The organism is Cryptosporangium arvum DSM 44712 (assembly GCF_000585375.1).
Lineage (GTDB): Bacteria > Actinomycetota > Actinomycetes > Mycobacteriales > Cryptosporangiaceae > Cryptosporangium > Cryptosporangium arvum.
Window position 1 is genome coordinate 3,613,922 of sequence record NZ_KK073874.1, and the last position, 22,391, is coordinate 3,636,312.

Here is a 22,391-nt window from a genome sequence, read left to right on the forward strand (position 1 = left end):
ACTCCTGCCTTACCGGTGGTGTCGACGGTCACTGGCGGGGTGGCCGTGCTCGACAGCGTCGATTACTGGGTTCGGCAGGTACGCGAGCCCGTGCGCTTCGCGGATGCCGTGACCAGCATGCGTGAGCTGGGCGTCGACACGGTTCTCGAACTGGGGCCCGGGACACCGCGCTGACCGCGCTGGTCGAGAACGGGATCGCCATCCAGCGGCGGAACCGTCCCGAAGTCACGATGCTTCTGAGCGGCCTCGCGCAGCTGTTCGTGCGCGGCGCCGACGTCACCTGGGAGACCGCGTTCGCCGGGCTCGACCCGCGCCGGGGTCGACGTGCCGACCTACGCGTTCCAGCGGCAGCGCTACTGGCCGGCGACCGCGCTCGGCGCGGGGAACCCCGCCGGTCTCGGACAGGTCGCCGCCGAGCATCCGCTGCTCGGTGCGGCCGTCGACCTGGCCGACGGGAGCGGCGTCCTGCTCACCGGACGCATCTCGGTGAGCACCCAGCCCTGGCTCGCCGAGCACGCCGTCGGCGGGCAGGTCACACTGGCCGGTGCGGTCCTGCTCGACCTGGTCGGGCGGGCCGGTGTCGAGGTCGGCTGCGAGCGGATCGAGGAGCTCGCCCTGCACGAACCGCTGGTCCTGACCGGGAACGAGCCGGTCGACCTCCAGGTGCGGGTCGAGCCGGTCGACGCGTCCGGGCTCCGGCCGGTCAGCGTCCACAGCCGGCACGCCGACGACAGCGCGTGGCGTCATCACGCGGGTGGCCTGCTCGCTCCGACGACGCACGCCGGAACCGACAGCCTCGGCGCGTGGCCCCCGGCCGACGCCGTCGAGGTGCCACTCGACGACCGGTACGAGCAGCTCGCCGACGTCGGATTCCACTACGGACCTCTGTTCCAAGGGCTGCGTCAGGCGTGGCGCCGGGGCGACGAGGTTTTCGCCGCCGTGGAGTTGCCGGAAACCGACGTCGCCGGGTTCGGTGTGCACCCCGCGCTGCTGGACGCCGCCGTGCAGGCCGGGGCGATCGTCGGGATCGACGACGGGTTGCCGTTCGTCTGGCAGGGCGTGTCGGTCCACGCGACCGGCGCGACATCGCTGCGGGTCAGGCTGCGCCGGACCGCCGAGGACCGGGTGTCGTTGCTCGCCGTGGACGCGGCGGGGGACCCGGTCGTCACCGCCGAATCCGTGCTGTACCGCTCGGTCGGCGGACGATCCGGACCGGCCGAGCGTCAGCTCTACACCGTGGACTGGCCGGCCGTCCCCGTGGCGCCGTTCGCGGGTGAAGTGGTCTCCTGCGGCGACCTGTCCTCGGCCGACGTCGGCACCGTGCTGATGCCGATCGGCGGCGGCACCGGGGACGTCGTGGAAGACACGCACCGGCTCGTGGCGGAAGTGCTGGCCGCCGTGCAGGACTGGCTGGCCTCGGACGGCACCGTCGGTCACCGGCTGGTGTTCGTGTCGCACAACGCGATCGGCTCCGACCCGGCGGTGGAGGCCGCGTGGGGTCTGGTGCGGTCGGCACAGAACGAGCACCCGGGCGTGTTCGGCCTGGTCGACGTCGAGCACGAGGACGATCTGCAGAAGGCACTGGGGTCGGACGAGCCGCAGGTCATCGTGCGCGGCGGGGTCGTGCGCGCGGCGCGGCTGGTGCGTCACGCGGGCGGCGGGGAGGCGCCGGATCTGCGGGGGACCGTGTTGATCTCGGGCGGTCTCGGTGGTCTGGGTGTGCTGGTGGCGCGGCATCTGGCCGAGCGGGGCGCGTCGAAGCTGGTGCTGGTCGGCCGGACGGCTCGGGACTCGGCTGGGGTCGTGGCGGAGCTGTCCGCGCTCGGCGTCGACGTGGTGGTGGAAGCCGCGGATCTCGCCGACCGGGCGGCGGCGGCGGCAGTGGTGGCCCGGCACGACATCGACGCCGTAGTGCACGCCGCCGGTGTGCTGGACGACGGTGTGGTCGGGTCGTTGACGGCCGAGCGGGTCGCCGGGGTGCTGCGTCCCAAGGTCGACGCGGTGTGGAACCTGCACGAGCTGACGCCGGACGCGAAAGCCTTCGTGGTGTTCTCGTCGCTCGCCGGAGTTCTGGGCTCCCCGGGGCAGAGCAGTTACGCGGCGGGCAACGCGTTCCTCGACGCGCTGATGGTGATGCGGCGCAGCCAGGGCCTTCCGGGGCAGTCGATCGTCTGGGGTCCGTGGGACACCGGCATGGCGGCCGCGGCCGACGTCGACCGGATGAGCCGTTCGGGCGTACCGGCGCTGACCGCCGACGAAGGACTCGCGCTGTTCGACGTGGCCTTGACCGCGGACGCCGCCGCGGTCGTCGGCGTTCGGTTCGACCTGGCGGTCCTGCGCGGGCTGACCGACGTACCGCCGGTGCTCCGGGCACTGGTCCGGACGCGTTCGCGGCGGGTCGCGGTCGCCGGTACCGCGGTTGCGGAGGGCTTGGTCCAGCAGCTCACCGGCTTGGACGACGCCGCGCGCCAGACGTTCGCGGTGGACCTCGTCCGTGGCCTGGTCGCGCAGGTGCTCGGCCACGCCGATCCGTCGGCGATCAAGGAGACGCGTCCGTTCCAGGAGCTCGGGTTCGATTCGCTGACCGCGATCGACCTGCGCAACCGGCTGACCGCCGCGACCGGCCTGCGGTTGCCGGCGACGTTGGTGTTCGACTACCCGAACACGCTGGGTCTGGCCGGGTTCGTGGTCGACGAACTGGTCGGCGGAGCGCTGCCGGTGCCGGTCGCGCCGGCCACTCCGAAGGTGGCCGACGATCCGATCGTGATCGTCGGCATGGCCTGCCGGTACCCCGGCGGTGTGTCCACGCCGGAGGACCTGTGGCGGCTGGTGATGTCCGGCACGGACGCGGTGTCGGAGTTCCCGTCGGATCGTGGCTGGGATCTGGCCGGGCTGTATCACCCGGATCCGGATCATGCCGGGACGTCGTACGCGCGTGAGGGTGGGTTCCTGCACGAGGCGGCGTGGTTCGATCCGGAGTTCTTCGGGATGAGCCCGCGGGACGCCGTCGGAACCGATGCCCAGCACCGGTTGTTGCTGGAGACGAGCTGGGAGGCGATCGAGCGGGCCGGGATCGATCCGGTGTCGTTGCGTGGTTCGCAGACCGGCGTGTTCGCCGGGGTCATGTACAGCGACTACGGCGGCGCGGGTGCGGCGCCCAGCGTCGCGTCGGGCCGGGTGTCGTACACGCTCGGGTTGGAGGGCCCGGCGGTGACGGTGGATACGGCGTGTTCGTCGTCGCTGGTCGCGGTGCATCTGGCGGCGCAGGCGTTGCGGTCCGGTGAGTGCGGGCTCGCGCTCGCGGGTGGGGTGACGGTGATGGCGACGCCGTCGGCGTTCATCGAGTTCTCGCGGCAGCGGGGTCTGTCGCCCGATGGCCGGTGCAAGTCGTTCTCGGACGCCGCCGACGGTGTGGGCTGGTCCGAGGGCGCGGGCGTGCTGGTGCTCCAGCGGTTGTCCGACGCCCGCCGGGACGGAAACCCCGTGCTCGCGGTGGTGGCGGGGTCGGCGGTCAATCAGGACGGCGCGTCGAACGGGATGACGGCGCCGAATGGTCCGTCGCAGCAGCGGGTGATTCGGGCTGCGTTGGCCAATGCGGGGCTGGAGCCCGGTCAGGTCGATGTGGTGGAGGCGCACGGTACCGGCACGACGTTGGGTGACCCGATCGAGGCGCAGGCGCTGCTCGCCACGTATGGGCAGGACCGGGCGGAGCCCCTGCTGCTGGGGTCGGTGAAGTCGAACCTGGGTCACACGCAGGCGGCGGCCGGGGTCGCGGGGATCATCAAGATCGTCGAGGCGATGTCGCACGGGGTTCTGCCGGCGACACTTCACGTCGATCGGCCGTCGTCGCACGTGGACTGGGAGTCCGGGAACGTCGCGCTGCTCACCTCGGCAGCCCCGTGGCCGAGCACCGGGCAGCCGCGCCGCGCTGGTGTCTCGTCGTTCGGGTTGAGCGGGACGAACGCGCACGTCATCCTCGAACAGCCGCCCACGCTCGTGTCGGCCGAGCCGGTGGACACCGTCGTGCCGTGGGTGGTGACCGGGAAGACGCCGGCCGCGCTCGAGTCGCAGATCGGGCGCCTGGCGCGGGCGGTCGACGCGCACCCGGTGGACGTCGGCTGGTCGCTGACGCGCCGGTCGGTGTTCGAGCAGCGGGCCGTGTTCCTTGCCGACGGCACGGAGCTGGCGCGGGGCGCGGGCGCGGATCCAACGGTGGGTGTGGTGTTCACCGGTCAGGGTGCGCAGCGGTTGGGGATGGGCCGGGAGCTCTATGAGCGGTTCCCGGTGTTCGCCTCGGCGTTGGATGACGTGCTGGCCGGTTTTGACGCGGACGTGCGTTCGGTGATGTGGGGCGCTGATGCCGAGGCGCTGGCGCGGACGGGGTTCGCGCAGCCGGCGTTGTTCGCGGTGGAGGTGGCTCTGTGGCGTTTGGTGGAGTCGTTCGGGGTTCGTCCGGCGGTGGTGGCGGGGCATTCGATCGGTGAGGTGACCGCGGCTCACGTGGCCGGGGTGTTGTCGCTGGCGGATGCGTGTGCGCTGGTGTCGGCGCGGGCCGCTTTGATGGACGTGCTGCCGGCGGGTGGGGCGATGGTGGCGGTGAACGCTTCCGAGGATGATGTCCGGGATCTGTTGGGGGAGGATCTGGCGCTCGCGGCGGTGAACGGGCCTCGTGCGGTGGTGCTGTCGGGCACTGCTGAGGCGGTGGATCGGGTTGTGGAGCGTCTGGACGTCAAGTGCACGCGGTTGAGCGTGTCTCATGCGTTTCATTCGCCGTTGATGGAGCCGATGCTCGCGGACTTCGCTGACGCGCTCCGGGATGTCACGTTGCAAGCCCCGGGTTTGCCGGTGGTGTCGACGGTCACCGGTGAGGTGGCCGCGCTCGACAGCGTCGATTACTGGGTTGAGCAGGTGCGTGAGCCCGTGCGCTTCGCGGATGCCGTGACCGCGATGCGTACGCTGGGCGTTGACACGATTGTGGAACTGGGGCCGGATACCGCGCTGACCGCGCTTGTCGACGGCGGGATCGCCACCCAGCGGCGGGACCGGCCGGAAGTGGCCACTCTGCTGGGCGGTCTCGCGCAGCTGTTCGTGCGTGGTGCCGGGATCACCTGGTCGGCTGCGTTCGCCGGGCTGGGCGGGCGGCGGATCGAGTTGCCGACGTACGCGTTCCAGCGCCAGCGGTACTGGCCGCCGGTGGGCGTCGGCGCGCTGAGCAACGTGTCGGCGGCCGGTCTGGTCGCGGCCGAGCACCCTCTGCTCGGCGCGGCCGTCGAGCTGGCCGATACCGGTGGTGTCGTGCTGACCGGCCGGCTCTCGGTGGCCACCCAGCCGTGGCTCGCCGAGCACGTCGTCGGCGGGCAGGTGCTGCTCGCCGGCACCGCGCTGCTCGACCTGGCCGTGCGGGCCGGTGACGAGGTCGGCTGTGCGCGGGTCGAGGAACTGACGCTGTACGAGCCGCTGGTCCTGGCGGGGAACGAGCCGGTCGACGTTCAGGTGCGGGTCGGGGAACCGGACGCGGCCGGGCTGCGGCAGGTGACCATCCACAGCCGGCGGACCGGCGACTGGACCCAACACGCCGGAGGGTTGCTCGCGCCGGCGGCGCGGATCGTGGATGAGGACTTCGACGTGTGGCCGCCGGAGGACGCGACGGAGGTACCGCTCGACGGCTGGTACGACCGCTACGCCGAGGCGGGCTTCGAGTACGGGCCGTTGTTCCGGGGTCTGCGTCAGGCGTGGCGCCGGGGCGACGAGGTGTTCGCCACGCTCGAACTTCCCGGGGCCGACGTCGCCGGGTTCGGTGTGCACCCCGCGCTGCTGGACGCCGCGGTGCAGGTGTCGGCCCTGGCCGACGTCGCCGGTGGTCTGCCGTTCGGGTGGCAGGGCGTCTCGGTGTACGCCGCCGGTGCGACGTCGCTCCGCGTGACGCTGCGCCGGACCGGGGACGACCACGTGTCGCTCGTCGCCGCCGACGCGGCCGGCGGGATCGTCGTGGCGGTGGAGTCGCTGGTGTTCCGGTCCGCTCAGGCCTCGGCCGCGGGGGATGGGCGTCTGTACACCGTGGATTGGCCGGTGGTGAGCGCGACGCCGTACGGCGGCCGGGTGGTGGAGTTCGGTGACCTGCCGTCGGCGGAGCCGGCGACGGTGCTGTGGCGTTTCGGGGCTGGTACCGGGGATGTCGTGGCGGATACGCATCGTGCGGTGGCCGAGGTGCTGGCGGCGGTGCAGGAGTGGCTGGCGTCGGATGCCACGGTGGGTCATCGGTTGGTGTTCGTGTCTCTTAACGCGATCGGGTCGGACCCGGTGGTGGAGGCCGCGTGGGGTTTGGTGCGGTCGGCGCAGAGCGAGCATCCGGGGGTGTTCGGGCTGGTCGATGTCGAGCACGAGGACGATCTGCCGCTGGCGTTGGGGTCGGATGAGCCGCAGGTGCTGGTGCGCGATGGTGTCGTGCGTGCGGCGCGCCTGACCAAGTACACCGCGGAGGGGGCGCCCCCGAACTTGGGCGGCACGGTCCTGGGCACGGTGCTGGTTTCTGGTGGGCTCGGTGGGCTGGGTGTGCTGGTGGCGCGGCATCTGGCTGAGCGGGGTGCGTCGAAGCTGGTGCTGGTGAGCCGGTCGGGGATGAACGCTCCGGCCGCGGCTGAGGTCGTGGCGGAGTTGTCTTCGCTCGGCGTCGACGTGGTGGTGGAGGCCGCGGATCTCGCGGACCGGTCGGCGGCCGAAAGCGTGCTGGCCCGGCACGAGATCGATGCGGTGGTGCACGCGGCGGGTGTGCTGGACGACGGTGTGGTCGGTTCGTTGACGGCTTCGCGGGTGGCTGGGGTGTTGCGTCCGAAGGTGGATGCCGTCTGGAACCTGCACGAGCTGACCCCCGGGGCCAAGGCCTTTGTGGTGTTCTCGTCCCTCGCAGGTGTGCTCGGTTCCCCCGGCCAGGGCAGTTACGCGGCGGCGAACGCGTTCCTCGACGCGCTGATGGCCGCCCGGCGGGCTGACGGGCTCCCCGGGCAGTCGATCATCTGGGGACCGTGGCACACCGGCATGGTCGGCGACAGCGAGGCCGAACGCATGGCGCGCTCCGGCGTGCCGCCGCTGTCACCCGCCCAGGGTCTGGCCCTGTTCGACGAGGCGCTCGCTTCCGACGCGCCGGCGGTCGTCGGGGTCCAGCTCGACCTGCGAACCTGGCGGGAGGCGATCGAGGTACCGGCGGTACTGCGGGCTCTCGTGCGGACGCGTTCGCGGCGGGTCGCGGTCGCCGGCACCGCGGTTGCGGAGGGCTTGGTCCAGCAGCTCACCGCCTTGGACGACGCGGCGCGCCTCGCGTTCGCGGTGGACCTCGTCGGTGGCCTGGTCGCGCAGGTGCTCGGCCACGCGGACGCGTCGGCGATCAATGAGTCCCGGTCGTTCCAGGAGCTCGGGTTCGACTCGCTCGCGGCGATCGACCTGCGCAACAAGCTGACCGCCGCGACCGGTCTGCGGCTGCCTGCCACGTTGGTGTTCGACTACCCGAACACGCTGCTGCTGGCCGGGTTCGTGGTGGACGAGTTGCTGGGCAGCGCGGCTCCGGTTGTGGTCGCGCCGGCCACTCCGAAGGTGGCCGATGATCCGATCGTGATCGTCGGTATGGCGTGCCGGTATCCGGGTGGGGTGTCGTCGCCGGAGGATCTGTGGCGGCTGGTGGCGTCCGGCACGGACGCGGTGTCGGAGTTCCCGTCGGATCGTGGCTGGGATCTGGCCGCCGTTTATCACCCGGATCCGGATCATGCCGGGACGTCGTACGCGCGTGAGGGTGGGTTCCTGCATGAGGCGGCGTGGTTCGATCCGGAGTTCTTCGGGATGAGCCCCCGGGACGCGGTCGGCACGGACGCGCAGCACCGGTTGTTGTTGGAGACGAGCTGGGAGGCGATCGAGCGGGCCGGGATCGATCCGGTGTCGTTGCGTGGTTCGCAGACCGGTGTGTTCGCCGGGGTCATGTACAGCGATTACGGCGGCGCGGGTGCGGCGCCCAGCGTCGCGTCGGGCCGGGTGTCGTACACGCTCGGGTTGGAGGGCCCGGCGGTGACGGTGGATACGGCGTGTTCGTCGTCGCTGGTCGCGGTGCATTTGGCGGCGCAGGCGCTGCGGTCCGGTGAGTGCGGGCTCGCGCTCGCGGGTGGTGTGACGGTGATGGCGACGCCGGGTGCGTTCGTCGAGTTCTCCCGGCAGCGGGGTTTGTCGCCGGACGGTCGGTGTAAGTCGTTCTCGGACGACGCGGACGGTGTGGGGTGGTCCGAGGGCGTCGGTGTGGTCGTCTTGCAGCGCCTGTCGGACGCGGTTCGGGACGGTAATCCGGTGCTGGCGGTGGTGGCCGGGTCGGCGATCAACCAGGACGGTGCCTCGAACGGGATGACGGCGCCGAACGGTCCGTCGCAGCAGCGGGTGATTCGGGCGGCGTTGGCCAATGCGGGGTTGCAGCCGGGTCAGGTCGATGTGGTGGAGGCGCACGGTACCGGCACCACGTTGGGTGACCCGATCGAGGCGCAGGCGCTGCTCGCCACGTATGGGCAGGACCGGGCGGAGCCGCTGTGGCTGGGGTCGGTGAAGTCGAACCTCGGGCACACGCAGGCGGCGGCCGGGGTCGCGGGGATCATCAAGATGGTCGAGGCGATGTCGCGGGGGGTCGTGCCGGCGACGTTGCACGTCGACCAGCCATCGACGCACGTCGACTGGGAGTCGGGGAACGTTTCGCTGCTCACCGAGAGCGCGGCGTGGCCGGAGACTGGTGAGCCGCGCCGTGCGGGCGTGTCGTCGTTCGGGTTGAGCGGCACGAACGCGCACGTGATCCTCGAGCAGGGACCGGTGGTCGCTGCGGCGCCGAACCGTGGTGCGCACGTGCCCGCGCCCGTGCGCGCGGAGGCGGTGGTGCCGTGGGTGGTGTCGGCGAAGTCCGGTGCGGCGCTGGACGCCCAGATCGGGCAGGTGGGCCGGGTTGACGGGCACCCGGTGGATATCGGCTGGTCGCTGACCGGCCGATCGGTGTTCGAGCACCGGGCGGTGTTGCTCGACGGTCTTGAGTTGGCGCGGGGTGTGGCCGCGGATCCGGTGGTGGGTGTGGTGTTCACCGGTCAGGGTGCGCAGCGCCTCGGCATGGGCCGGGAGCTGTATGACCGGTTCCCGGTGTTCGCCTCGGCGTTGGATGAGGTGCTGGCCGGGTTCTCCACTGACGTGCGGTCGGTGATGTGGGGTGCTGATCCGGAGCTGCTGGCGCGGACCGGATTCGCGCAGCCGGCGTTGTTCGCGGTCGAGGTGGCCCTGTGGCGTTTGGTGGAGTCGTTCGGGGTGCGTCCGGCGGCGGTGGCGGGGCACTCGATCGGTGAGGTGACCGCGGCTCACGTGGCCGGGGTGCTCTCGCTGGCGGATGCGTGTGCGTTGGTGTCGGCGCGTGCGTCGCTGATGGACGCTCTACCGGCCGGTGGGGCGATGCTCGCGGTGAACGCGTCGGAAGACGACGTCCGGGACCTCCTGGGCGAGGACCTGGCGCTCGCCGCGGTGAACGGGCCGCGGGCGGTGGTGCTCTCGGGCACCGCCGAGGCGGTGGATCGTGCTGTGGAGCGGCTGGACTTCAAGTGCACGCGGCTGGCCGTGTCGCACGCGTTCCACTCGCCGCTGATGGACCCGATGCTCGCGGACTTCGGCGCCGCGATCCGGGACCTTTCGCTCGCCGGTTCGCGCCTGCCGGTGGTCTCGACGGTCACCGGCGAGGTGGCCGCGCTCGACGGCGTCGATTACTGGGTTGAGCAGGTACGTGAGCCCGTGCGCTTCGCGGATGCCGTGGACGCCATGCGTGCGCTGGGCGTTGACACGATCGTGGAGCTGGGGCCGGATACCGCGCTGACCGCGCTTGTCGACGGCGGGATCGCTACCCAGCGGCGGGACCGGCCGGAAGTGGCCACTCTGCTGAGCGGCCTCGCACAACTGTTCGTGCGCGGCGCCGACGTCAGCTGGACGGCCGCGTTCGCCGGGCTGGGCGGGCGGCGGATCGAACTGCCGACGTACGCGTTCCAGCGGCAGCGGTACTGGCCGACCGCCGTCCTCGGCACTGGCAACCCCGCCGGCCTCGGGCAGATCGCCGCCGAGCACCCGCTCCTCGGCGCGGCCGTGGACCTGGCCGACGACGGAGCGATCGCCCTCACCGGCCGGATCGCGGTGAGCACGCAGCCGTGGCTCGCCGAGCACGTCGTCGGCGGGCAGGTCCTGCTCGCGGGTACGGCGCTGGTCGACCTCGTCGTGCGGGCCGCGGACGAGGTCGGCTGCGCCCGCATCGACGAACTGACGCTGCACGAACCGCTGATTCTCCCGGCGGTGGAGTCCGTGGACCTGCTGGTGCGGGTCGGCGGCCCGGACGCGGCGGGGCTCCGCCCGGTGACCATCCACAGCAGGCAGACAGGCGACTGGCGGCACCACGCCACCGGCCTGCTGGCCCCGTCGGCGCAGGCGGCGCTCGACGTGTTCGCGTCGTGGCCGCCGGAGAACGCGACGGAGGTGTCGCTGGACGGCTGGTACGACGGGTTCGCCGAGGCGGGCTTCGAGTACGGGCCGCTGTTCCAAGGGCTGCGTCAGGCGTGGCGTCTAGGTGACGACGTGTTCGCCACGGTGGAGCTGTCCGACACCGACGTGGCCGGGTTCGGTGTGCACCCGGCGTTGCTGGACGCGGCGGTGCAGGCCGGTGCGCTGGTGCAGGGCGTGGGCGGGCTGCCGTTCGTGTGGCAGGGCGTGGAGGTTCGGGCGTCCGGTGCGACGTCGTTGCGGGTGAGGTTGCGCCCGAGTGGCGAGGGCCGGTTCGGGATCGTGGCGACCGATCCGTCGGGCGCGCCGGTTGTGGTGGTGGAGTCGGTGCTGCTGCGGGCCGGGGGGACGGCGCGCCAGGTCGAGCCGCTGTACGCGCTCGAGTGGTCGGCGGTGAACGCTGATCCGTATCCGGGCCGGGTGCTGGAGTTCGGCGACCTGCCGTCGGCGGAGCCGGCGACGGTCCTGCGGCGCCTCGGCGGCGGTACCGGGGACGTCGTCGCGGATACGCATCGCACGGTGGCCGAGGTGCTGGCGGCGGTGCAGGAGTGGCTGGCGTCGGACGTCACGGTGGGTCACCGGTTGGTGTTCGTGTCGAATTCCGCGATCGGTTCGGATCCGGTGGTGGAGGCGGCCTGGGGTCTGGTGCGTTCGGCGCAGAACGAGCACCCCGGGGTGTTCGGTCTGGTCGACGTCGAGGACGACGACGACCTGCCGCTGGCCCTGGGGTCGGACGAGCCGCAGGTGCTGGTGCGCGACGGAGTCGTGCGCGCGGCGCGCCTGACCAAGTACACCGCGAAGGGAGCGGCCCCGGACCTGGGCGGCGCGGGCTTGGGTGGCGCGGATCTGGGCGGCACGGTGCTGGTTTCTGGTGGGCTGGGTGGGCTTGGCGTGATCGTTGCGCGGCACCTGGTTGAGCGGGGTGCGTCGAAGCTGGTGTTGGTGAGCCGGTCGGGGCTGGATACGCCCGGGGCCCACGACGTCGTCACCGAGCTCTCCGCGCTCGGGGCCGAGGTCGTGGTGGAGGCCGCGGATCTCGCGGATCGAGCGGCGGTCGCGGACGTGGTGGCGCGGCACGAGATCGACGCGGTGGTCCATGCCGCGGGTGTGCTCGATGACGGTGTGGTGGACAAGCTGACGCCGGAGCGGGTGGCCGGGGTACTGCGTCCGAAGGTGGACGCGGTGTGGCATCTGCACGACCTGATCCGGGGCGCCAAGGCCTTTGTGGTGTTCTCGTCGCTGGCCGGTGTACTCGGCGCTCCCGGGCAGGGGAGCTACGCGGCGGCGAACGCGTTCCTGGACGCGTTGATGGCCACGCGCCGGGCATCGGGGCAGCCCGCGCTGTCGATCGCCTGGGGCCCCTGGGACACCGGCATGACCGGCGGGCAGCGGACCGGGATTCCTCCGCTGTCGCCCGAGCAGGGCCTGACGATGTTCGACGCCGCCCTCGAATCGGAGGCCGCCGCGGTGGTGGCGACCCGGTTCGACCTGGCGGTCCTGCGGGAGTCCGCCGAGGTTCCGGCGACGCTGCGGGCGCTGGTGCGGTCCAGGTCCCGGCGGGTCGCGGTCACCGGCGCTGCCGTGGTCGACGGGCTGACGCAGCGCCTCACCGGCCTGGACGAGAAAGCGCGCCGCACGTTCGCGGTGGACCTCGTGCGTGGCCTGGTCGCGCAGGTGCTCGGCCATGCCGATCCGTCGGTGATCAGTGAGTCCCGGTCGTTCCAGGAGCTCGGGTTCGACTCGCTCGCGGCGATCGACCTGCGCAACAAGCTGACCACCGCTACCGGTCTGCGCCTACCCGCGACCCTGGTGTTCGACTACCCGAACACCGGAGTGCTCGCCGGGTTCGTGGTGGACGAACTGCTGGGCAGCGTGGCCCCGGTGGCGGTCGCGCCGGTCACCCCGAAGGTGGTCGACGATCCGATCGTGATCGTCGGTATGGCCTGCCGGTACCCCGGCGGTGTGTCCACGCCGGAGGACCTGTGGCGGCTGGTGATGTCCGGTACCGACGCGGTGTCCGACTTCCCGTCCGACCGCGGCTGGGACCTGGCCAACCTCTATCACCCCGATCCGGATCACCCCGGCACCGCGTACACCCGCGAAGGCGGATTCCTGCACGAGGCGGCCTGGTTCGACCCGGAGTTCTTCGGCATGAGCCCCCGGGACGCCGTGGGCACGGACGCCCAGCACCGCTTGCTGCTAGAGACCAGCTGGGAGGCGATCGAACGCGCGGGCATCGACCCCGTGGCCCTGCGCGGCTCGCAGACCGGCGTGTTCGCCGGGGTCATGTACAACGACTACGGCGGCGCCGGGTCCTCGCCGAGCGTCGCGTCGGGGCGGGTGTCATACACGTTGGGCCTGGAAGGTCCGGCCGTCACCGTCGACACCGCGTGTTCGTCGTCGCTGGTCGCGGTGCACCTGGCCGCGCAGGCGCTGCGGTCCGGTGAATGCGGGCTCGCGCTCGCCGGCGGTGTGACGGTCATGGCCACTCCGGCGGCGTTCGTGGAGTTCTCGCGCCAGCGGGGCTTGTCGCCGGACGGCCGCTGCAAGTCGTTCGCCGACGCCGCCGACGGCGTCGGCTGGTCCGAAGGCGTGGGCGTGCTGGTGCTCCAGCGCCAGTCCGACGCCCGGCGCGACGGCAACCGGATCCTCGCGGTGGTGGCCGGGTCGGCGATCAACCAGGACGGTGCCTCCAACGGCATGACGGCCCCCAACGGCCCGTCGCAGCAACGTGTGATCCGGGCGGCGCTGGCCAACGCGGGCCTGCACCCCGCCCAGGTCGACGCCGTGGAAGCGCACGGCACCGGCACGACGCTCGGTGACCCGATCGAAGCCCAGGCGCTGCTCGCCACGTACGGACAGGACCGACCGGAGCCGCTGCTACTGGGGTCGGTGAAGTCGAACCTCGGCCACACGCAGGCTGCGGCCGGGGTCGCGGGGATCATCAAGATGATCCAGGCGATGTCCCACGGCGTGCTGCCGGCCACGCTCCACGTCGACCAGCCGTCGACGCACGTGGATTGGGAGGCCGGAAACGTCGCGCTGCTCACCGAGAGCACGCCGTGGCCGACCACCGGCCAGCCCCGCCGCGCGGGTGTCTCGTCGTTCGGTCTGAGTGGCACGAACGCACACGTGATCCTCGAGCAGCCCGCGGCTGCGGCGGTGCCGGATCGTGGCGCGCACGTGATCCTCGAGCAGGGACCGGTGGCTGCACCGGCGCCCGCGGACGCGGTGGTGCCGTGGGTGGTGTCGGCGAAGACGCCGGCGGCGCTGGACGCGCAGGTCGCCCGGATTGCTCAGGTCGAGGAGCACCCGGTGGACGTCGGGTGGTCGCTGACCGGCCGGGCGGTGTTCGAGCACCGCGCGGTGCTGCTCGGTGACCGAACCGAGGTCGCCCGGGGCGCCGCCGCGGATCCGACGGTCGGCGTGGTCTTCACCGGCCAGGGTGCGCAGCGGCTCGGGATGGGTCGGGAGCTGTACGCCCGGTTCCCGGTGTTCGCGACGGCGCTGGATGAGGTGCTGGCCGGGTTCGCTTTCGACGTGCGTTCGGTGATGTGGGGCGACGACGCCGAGATCCTGGCCCGTACGGGCTGGGCTCAGCCGGCGCTGTTCGCGGTCGAGGTGGCTCTGTGGCGTCTGGTGGAGTCGTTCGGGGTTCGCCCGGCGGCGGTGGCGGGGCATTCGATCGGTGAGGTGACCGCGGCTCACGTGGCGGGTGTGCTGTCGCTGGTGGACGCGTGCGCCCTCGTATCGGCGCGGGCGAAGTTGATGGATGCCCTGCCGCCGGGTGGGGCGATGGTGGCGGTGAACGCGTCGGAAGAGGATGTCCGGGACCTGTTGGGGGAGGATCTGGCGCTCGCGGCGGTGAACGGGCCCCGTGCGGTGGTGCTGTCGGGCACTGCTGAGGCGGTGGATCGGGTTGTGGAGCGTCTGGACGTCAAGTGCACGCGGCTGGCCGTGTCTCATGCGTTTCATTCGCCGTTGATGGAGCCGATGCTCACTGACTTCGCTGACGCGCTCCGGGATGTCACGTTGCAAGCCCCGGGTTTGCCGGTGGTGTCGACGGTCACCGGTGAGGTGGCCGCGCTCGACAGCGTCGATTACTGGGTTGAGCAGGTGCGTGAGCCCGTGCGCTTCGCGGATGCCGTGACCGCGATGCGCTCGCTGGGCGTTGACACGATTGTGGAACTGGGGCCGGACACGGCGCTGACCGCGCTTGTCGACGGCGGGATCGCCACCCAGCGGCGGGACCGTCCCGAAGTGATGATGCTGCTGAGCGGCCTCGCGCAGCTGTTCGTGCGTGGCGCCGACGTCACGTGGGAGACCGCGTTCGCCGGGCTCGACCCCCACCGGATCGACCTGCCGACCTACGCGTTCCAGCGGCAGCGCTACTGGCCGGCGACCACGCTCGGTGCGGGCAACCCCACCGGCCTCGGCCTCGCCGCCGCCGAGCACCCGCTGCTCGGGGCGACAGTCGAATTGCCGGACGACGGCGGCGTCTTCCTGACCGGCCGCATCTCGGTGACCGCGCAGCCGTGGCTCGCCGAGCACGTCGTGGGCGGGCAGGTCATGCTCGCCGGTACCGCGCTGGTCGACCTCGTCGTGCGGGCCGGGGACGAGGTCGGCTGCGAACGAGTGGACGAGCTGACGCTGCACGCTCCGCTGGTTCTTGCCGGGAACGAACCGGTCGACGTGCAGGTGCGGGTGGACGCCGCGGACAACAGCGGCCGGAGGGCGGTCACGATCCACAGCCGCCAGGCCGACGACTGGCGGCACCACGCCACCGGTGTGCTGGCCCCGTCGGCGCAGGCCGCGATCGACGTGTTCGCGTCGTGGCCGCCGGAGGGCGCGACCGAGGTGCCGCTGGACGGCTGGTACGACCGGTTCGCCGAGCTGGGCTTCGAGTACGGGCCGCTGTTCCAAGGGCTGCGTCAGGCCTGGCGTCTAGGTGACGACGTGTTCGCCACGCTCGAACTGCCCGAGGCCGACGTCGCCGGGTTCGGCGTGCACCCCGCGCTGCTCGACGCCGCCGTCCAGACCGGCGGGCTGGTGCAGGGCTCTGGCGGGCTGCCGTTCGTGTGGACGGGTGTCGAGGTCCGGGCATCCGGGGCGACGTCGTTGCGGGTGCGGTTGCGGCCGAGCGGGGAGGGTCGGTTCGAGATCGTCGCGGCCGATCCGTCGGGTACGCCGGTTGTGGTGGTGGAATCGGTGCTGCTGCGCGCCGACGGGACGGCACAGCAGGTGGAGCCGCTGTACGCGGTGGAGTGGTCGGCCGTGAATGCCGATCTGTATCCGGGTCGGGTGCTGGAGCTCGGCGATCTGCCGTCGGCCGAGCCGGCGACGGTGGTGCGGCGGCTCGTGGCCAGCACCGGGGATGTCGTGGCGGACACGCATCACCTGGTTACCGAGGTGCTGGCGGCTATGCAGGAGTGGCTGGCATCGGACGTCACTGTGGGTCACCGGCTGGTGTTCGTGTCGCGCAACGCGATCGGTTCGGATCCGGTGGTGGAGGCCGCGTGGGGTCTGGTGCGTTCGGCGCAGAATGAGCATCCGGGCGTGTTCGGTCTGGTCGACGTCGAACATGACGACGACCTGCCGCTGGCCCTGGGGTCGGACGAGCCGCAGGTGCTGGTGCGCGACGGAGTCCTGCGCGCGGCGCGCCTGGCCACGCGCACCGCGGCCGGAGCAGTGGCTCCGGACCTGGGCGGCACGGTGCTGGTTTCTGGTGGGCTGGGTGGGCTTGGCGTGATCGTTGCGCGGCACCTGGTTGAGCGGGGTGCGTCGAAGCTGGTGTTGGTGAGCCGGTCGGGGCTGGATACGCCCGGGGCCCACGACGTCGTCACCGAGCTCTCCGCGCTCGGGGCCGAGGTCGTGGTGGAGGCCGCGGATCTCGCGGATCGAGCGGCGGTCGCGGCCGTGGTGGCGCGGCACGAGATCGACGTGGTGGTCCATGCCGCGGGTGTGCTCGATGACGGTGTGGTGGACAAGCTGACGCCGGAGCGGGTGGCCGGGGTACTGCGTCCGAAGGTCGACGCCGCCTGGAATCTGCACGAGTTGATCCCGGCGGCTAAGGCGTTTGTGGTGTTCTCGTCGCTGGCCGGGGTCCTGGGTTCCCCCGGGCAGGGCAGCTACGCGGCGGGCAACGCGTTTCTCGACGCGTTGATGGCTGCCCGCCGGGCGCAGGGGAAGCCCGGGTTGTCGATCGCCTGGGGCCCGTGGGATACCGGCATGATCGGCGCTCAGCGCACCGGGATTCCGCCGCTGTCGCCGGAGCGGGGTCTGGCGATGTTCGATGCCGCCCTCGAATCCGAGGCCGCCGCGGTAGTAGCGACCCGGTTCGACCTGCGGATCCTGCGCGAATCCGCGGTACCGGCACTCCTGCGGACGCTGGTCCGGACGCGCTCCCGGCGGATCGCGGTCGACGGCACGGCCGCCGCCGAGGGACTCGTCCAGCGGCTCACCGCCCTGGACACGGAGGGCCGCCAGGCCGCCGTCGTGGCCATGGTTCAGGCGCAGGTCGCCCAGATCCTCGGCCACGCGGACGCCGCCGCGATCACCGTGACCCGGTCGTTCCAGGAACTCGGATTCGACTCCCTCGCCGCGATCGACCTGCGCAACCGCCTTACCGCCACGACCGGTCTGCGGCTCCCCGCGACCCTGGTGTTCGACTACCCGAACACCGGCGTGCTGGCCGGGTTCGTCGTCGACGAACTCCTGGGCAGCGCGGCACCGGTTGTGGTCGCGCCGGCTGCCCCGAAGGTGGCTGACGATCCGATCGTGATCGTCGGCATGGCTTGCCGGTACCCGGGTGGTGTGTCGACACCGGAAGACCTCTGGCGGCTGGTGATGTCCGGCGCCGACGCGGTGTCCGACTTCCCGACGGACCGCGGCTGGGATCTGTCGAGCCTGTACCACCCGGACCCCGATCACCCCGGCACCGCGTATACCCGTGAAGGCGGATTCCTGCACGAGGCGGCCTGGTTCGACCCGGAGTTCTTCGGGATGAGCCCCCGGGACGCGGTCGGCACGGATGCCCAGCACCGGCTGTTGTTGGAGACCAGCTGGGAGGCGATCGAACGCGCGGGCATCGACCCCGTGGCCCTGCGCGGCTCGCAGACCGGCGTGTTCGCCGGGGTCATGTACAGCGACTACGGCGGCGCGGGTGCGGCGCCCAGCGTCGCGTCGGGCCGGGTGTCGTACACGCTCGGCTTGGAGGGCCCGGCGGTCACGGTGGATACCGCGTGTTCGTCGTCGCTGGTCGCGGTGCATCTGGCGGCGCAGGCGTTGCGGTCCGGTGAGTGCGGGCTCGCGCTCGCGGGTGGGGTGACGGTGATGGCGACGCCGTCGGCGTTCATCGAGTTCTCGCGGCAGCGGGGCCTGTCGCCGGACGGTCGCTGCAAGTCGTTCTCCGACAGCGCGGACGGTGTCGGCTGGTCCGAAGGCGTCGGTGTGCTGGTGCTCCAGCGCCTGTCCGACGCTCGGCGCGACGGCAATCCCGTCTTGGCCGTGGTGGCCGGTTCGGCGATCAACCAGGACGGCGCGTCCAACGGGATGACGGCGCCGAACGGGCCGTCGCAGCAGCGCGTGATCCGCGCGGCGCTGGCCAACGCGGGCCTGAACCCCGCCCAGGTCGACGTCGTGGAGGCGCACGGCACCGGCACCACGCTCGGTGACCCGATCGAAGCCCAGGCGCTGCTCGCCACCTATGGGCAGGACCGGGCGGAGCCACTGTGGCTCGGGTCGATCAAGTCGAACCTCGGCCACACCCAGGCCGCCGCCGGGGTTGCCGGGATCATCAAGATGATCCAGGCGATGGCCCACGGCACGATGCCCCGCAGCCTCTACGCCGACGAGCCGTCGACCCACGTCGACTGGGAATCGGGGAACGTCGGCCTGCTGACCGAGAACGTCGACTGGCCGACGACCGGGCAGCCCCGTCGGGCCGGCGTCTCGTCATTCGGGATCAGCGGCACGAATGCACACGTGATCCTGGAGCAGCCGCCGGTGACGCCGGTGCCGGAGACCACCGACGCGGTGGTGCCGTGGCCGGTCTCCGCTCGATCCGCCGCCGCGCTCGATGCCCAGCTCACCCGGCTCACCCAGGTCGACTACCACCCGGTGGACGTCGGCTGGTCGCTGACGCAGCGGTCGGTGTTCGAGCACCGGGCCGTAATCCTCCCCGGAGGCACCGAGCTGGCGCGAGGCACCGCCGCGGATCCGACCCTGGGCGTCGTGTTCACCGGCCAGGGCGCACAGCGCCTCGGCATGGGCCGGGAGCTCTACGAGCGGTTCCCAGCGTTCGCCAAGGCGTTGGACGAGGTCCTGGCCGGGTTCGCTCCCGACGTGCGCTCGGTGATGTGGGGCGACGACGCCGAGACCCTGGCCCGCACCGGCTGGGCCCAGCCGGCGCTGTTCGCGGTCGAGGTGGCCCTGTGGCGCCTGATCGAGTCGTTCGGGATCCGTCCGAAGATGGTTGCCGGCCATTCGATCGGCGAGGTAACCGCGGCTCACGTCGCCGGAGTGCTGTCCCTGGCCGACGCCTGCGCGCTGGTGTCCGCACGCGCATCGTTGATGGACGCCCTGCCCGCGGGCGGAGCGATGGTCGCGGTGAACGCCTCGGAAGAAGACGTGCAAGGCCTCCTGAGCGACGACCTGGCGCTCGCGGCGGTGAACGGCCCCCACGCGGTGGTGCTGTCCGGCACCGCCGAGGCCGTGGAACGCGCCACCGAGCGCCTCACCGCGAAGTTCACCCGCCTGACTGTCTCCCACGCGTTCCACTCGCCGCTGATGGACCCGATGCTCGAGCCGTTCGCCAACGCGATCGGCGGGATCAGGCTGCAAACCCCTGCGTTACCGCTGGTCTCAACGGTCACCGGCGACCAGACCGAGATCGACGGCGCCGACTACTGGGTCGAGCAGGTGCGCCGACCCGTGCGCTTCGCCGACGCCGTCGCCGCGATGCACGAGCTCGGCGTCAACACGATCCTCGAACTCGGCCCCGACACCGCGCTCACCGCACTGGTCGAGAACGGCATCGCTGTACAGCGGCGGAACCGCCCCGAGGTGCCGACGCTCCTCACCGGCCTCGCCACCCTCTACGTGAACGGAACCGACGTCGACTGGACGGCCGCCTACGCGGGCCTCAACCCACACCGGATCACCCTGCCCGCGTACCCGTTCCAGCGGCAGCGGTACTGGCCGGCCGGCACCAGCCGCACCGGCGATGCCGCCGGACTCGGCCAGACCCCCACCGAGCACCCGCTGCTCGGCGCCGCGGTGGAGCTGGCGGGTGGCGCCGTTGTGCTCACCGGCCGGATCTCGGTGAGCACGCAGCCGTGGCTCGCCGAGCACGTCGTCGGTGGGCAGGTGCTGCTCGCCGGCACCGCGCTGGTGGACCTGGTCGTGCGGGCCGGGGACGAGGTCGGCTGCGAACGGTTGGACGAGCTGACGTTGCACGCTCCGCTGGTTCTTGCCGGGAACGAACCGGTCGACGTGCAGGTGCGGGTCGAGACCGCCGACAACGACGGTCGGCGTGACGTCTCGATCCACAGTCGCCATGACGGCGACTGGCGGCACCACGCCAGCGGTGTGCTCGCACCGTCGGCGCAGGCTGCCGCGGAGACGTTCAGCACCTGGCCGCCGGAGGGCGCCGCCGCGCTCGACGTCGACGACTGGCACGACCGGCTCGCCGCGGCCGGCTTCTCCTACGGCCCGCTGTTCCAGGGCCTGCGGCAGGCCTGGCAACTCGATGGCGACGTGTACGCCCAGCTCAGCCTGCCCGACGACGTGCCGGTCGACGTCAGCGGCTTCGGTGTGCATCCGGCGTTGCTGGACGCCGCGGTGCAGGCCGGTGCGTTGCTGCAGGGCGTCAACGGGCTGCCGTTCGTGTGGACGGGCGTCGAGGTCCGGGCGTCGGGAGCGACGTCGTTGCGGGTGCGGTTGCGCCCGACCGGCGACGACCGGTTCGAGATCGTCGCAGTCGACGCTGCGGGTACACCGGTCGCGGTGATCGAGTCCGTGCTGCTGCGGGCCGAGGCGACGGCACAGCAGGTCGAGCCGCTGTACGCGCTCGAGTGGTCGGCAGTGACCGCGGCTCCGTACCGGGGCCCGGTGCTGAAGCTCGCGGATCTGGCGTCGGCCGAGCCGGCGACCGTGCTGTGGCGCCTCGGCGGCGGTACCGGGGGCGTCGTGGCGGACACGCACCGCACGGTCACCGAGGTGCTGGCGGCTATGCAGGAGTGGCTGGCATCGGACGTCACTGTGGGTCACCGGCTGGTGTTCGTGTCGCGCAACGCGATCGGTTCGGATCCGGTGGTGGAGGCCGCGTGGGGTCTGGTCCGTTCGGCCCAGAACGAGCACCCCGGGGTCTTCGGTCTGGTCGACGTCGAACAGGACGACGACCTTCCGCTGGCCCTGGGGTCCGACGAGCCGCAGGTGCTGGTGCGCGACGGAGTGCTGCGCGCGGCGCGCCTGGCCACGCGCACCGCGGCCGGAGCAGCCCCGGACCTGGCCGGCGCGCGCCTGGGCGGTGCGGACTTCGGCGGCGCGAACCTGGGCGACACGGGCCTGGGTGGCGCGGTGCTGGGCGGCACCGTGCTGGTTTCTGGCGGGCTGGGTGGGCTCGGCGTGATCGTCGCGCGGCACCTGGCCGAGCGGGGCGCACGGAAACTCGTGCTGGTCGGCCGGTCCGGGATGGACACACCCGGTGCGCACGAGAAAGTCACCGAACTCATCGCGCTTGGCGCCGAGGTAGTGGTGGAGGCCGCGGACCTCGCGGATCGGACCGCGGCCGAGGACGTGCTGTCGCGCCACGACATCAACGCGGTCATCCACTCCGCGGGTGTGCTCGATGACGGTGTGGTGGACAAGCTGACGCCGGAGCGGGTGGCCGGGGTGTTGCGTCCGAAGGTCGACGCCGCCTGGAACCTGCACGAGCTGACCCCGAACGCCACAGTCTTCGTGGTGTTCTCCTCGCTGGCCGGGGTCCTGGGTTCCCCCGGGCAGGGCAGCTACGCGGCGGGCAATGCGTTTCTCGACGCGTTGATGGCTGCCCGCCGGGCGCAGGGGAAGCCCGGGTTGTCGATCGCCTGGGGCCCGTGGGATACCGGCATGATCGGCGCTCAGCGCACCGGGATTCCGCCGCTGTCGCCGGAGCGGGGTCTGGCGATGTTCGATGCCGCCCTCGAATCGGAGGCCGCCGCGGTAGTAGCGACCCGGTTCGACCTGCGGATCCTGCGCGAGTCCCCGGTACCGGCACCGCTGCGGACGCTCGTGCCCGCGCGGGTCACGCGGGCCGCGGTCGACGGCGCCGCCGCGGCCGAGGGCCTCACCCAGCGGCTCGCCGCCATGGATCCGGCGACCCGCCGCGAGACCGTCCTGACGATGGTCCGCACGCAGGTCGCGCAGGTGCTGGCCCACGCAGACGCGGGCGCCGTCGACGACGACCGCTCGTTCCAGGAACTGGGCTTCGACTCGCTGACCGCGATCGAGCTGCGTAACCGCCTCACCGCGGTCACCGGGATCCGGCTGCCGGCCACGCTGATCTTCGACTACCCGACGCCGGCCGGGCTCGGCGACTACGTGCGCGAGGCGCTCGTGCCGGATACCGCCGACCCGCAGGACGCGGTGCTGACGCTGCTGGAGAGCCTGGAGCGGGCGCTGGCGGCCACGACCGTCGACGCCGGACTCGCCCGGGAGGTCGAGAGCCGGCTCGACGGGGTCCGGGCCCGCCTCGGCGACCACGGCACCGGGTCGGCCGACGGGTTCGACTTCGCCGCGGCCTCCGACGACGAGGTGTTCGCCGCGCTCGACGCCGAGCTAGGGCCCGACGACAAGCTCTAGGGATTCCCTGG

At 72.1% G+C, this 22,391-nt stretch carries 2 protein-coding genes; both read left to right on the plus strand.

The features are described 5' to 3' along the window. Nucleotides 1-18: 18 nt before the first annotated feature. Nucleotides 19-174 carry a hypothetical protein gene (locus tag CRYAR_RS47200; RefSeq protein WP_157017759.1) on the plus strand — a complete coding sequence of 52 codons (156 nt, stop codon included), beginning with the start codon at nt 19-21 and terminating at the stop codon, nt 172-174. A 150-nt stretch (nt 175-324) separates the two neighbouring features. Then, nucleotides 325-22,380, plus strand: a complete 22,056-nt coding sequence (locus tag CRYAR_RS48880) for a type I polyketide synthase (RefSeq protein WP_051570351.1) — start codon at nt 325-327, stop codon at nt 22,378-22,380. The last annotated feature ends 11 nt before the right edge of the window (nt 22,381-22,391 follow it).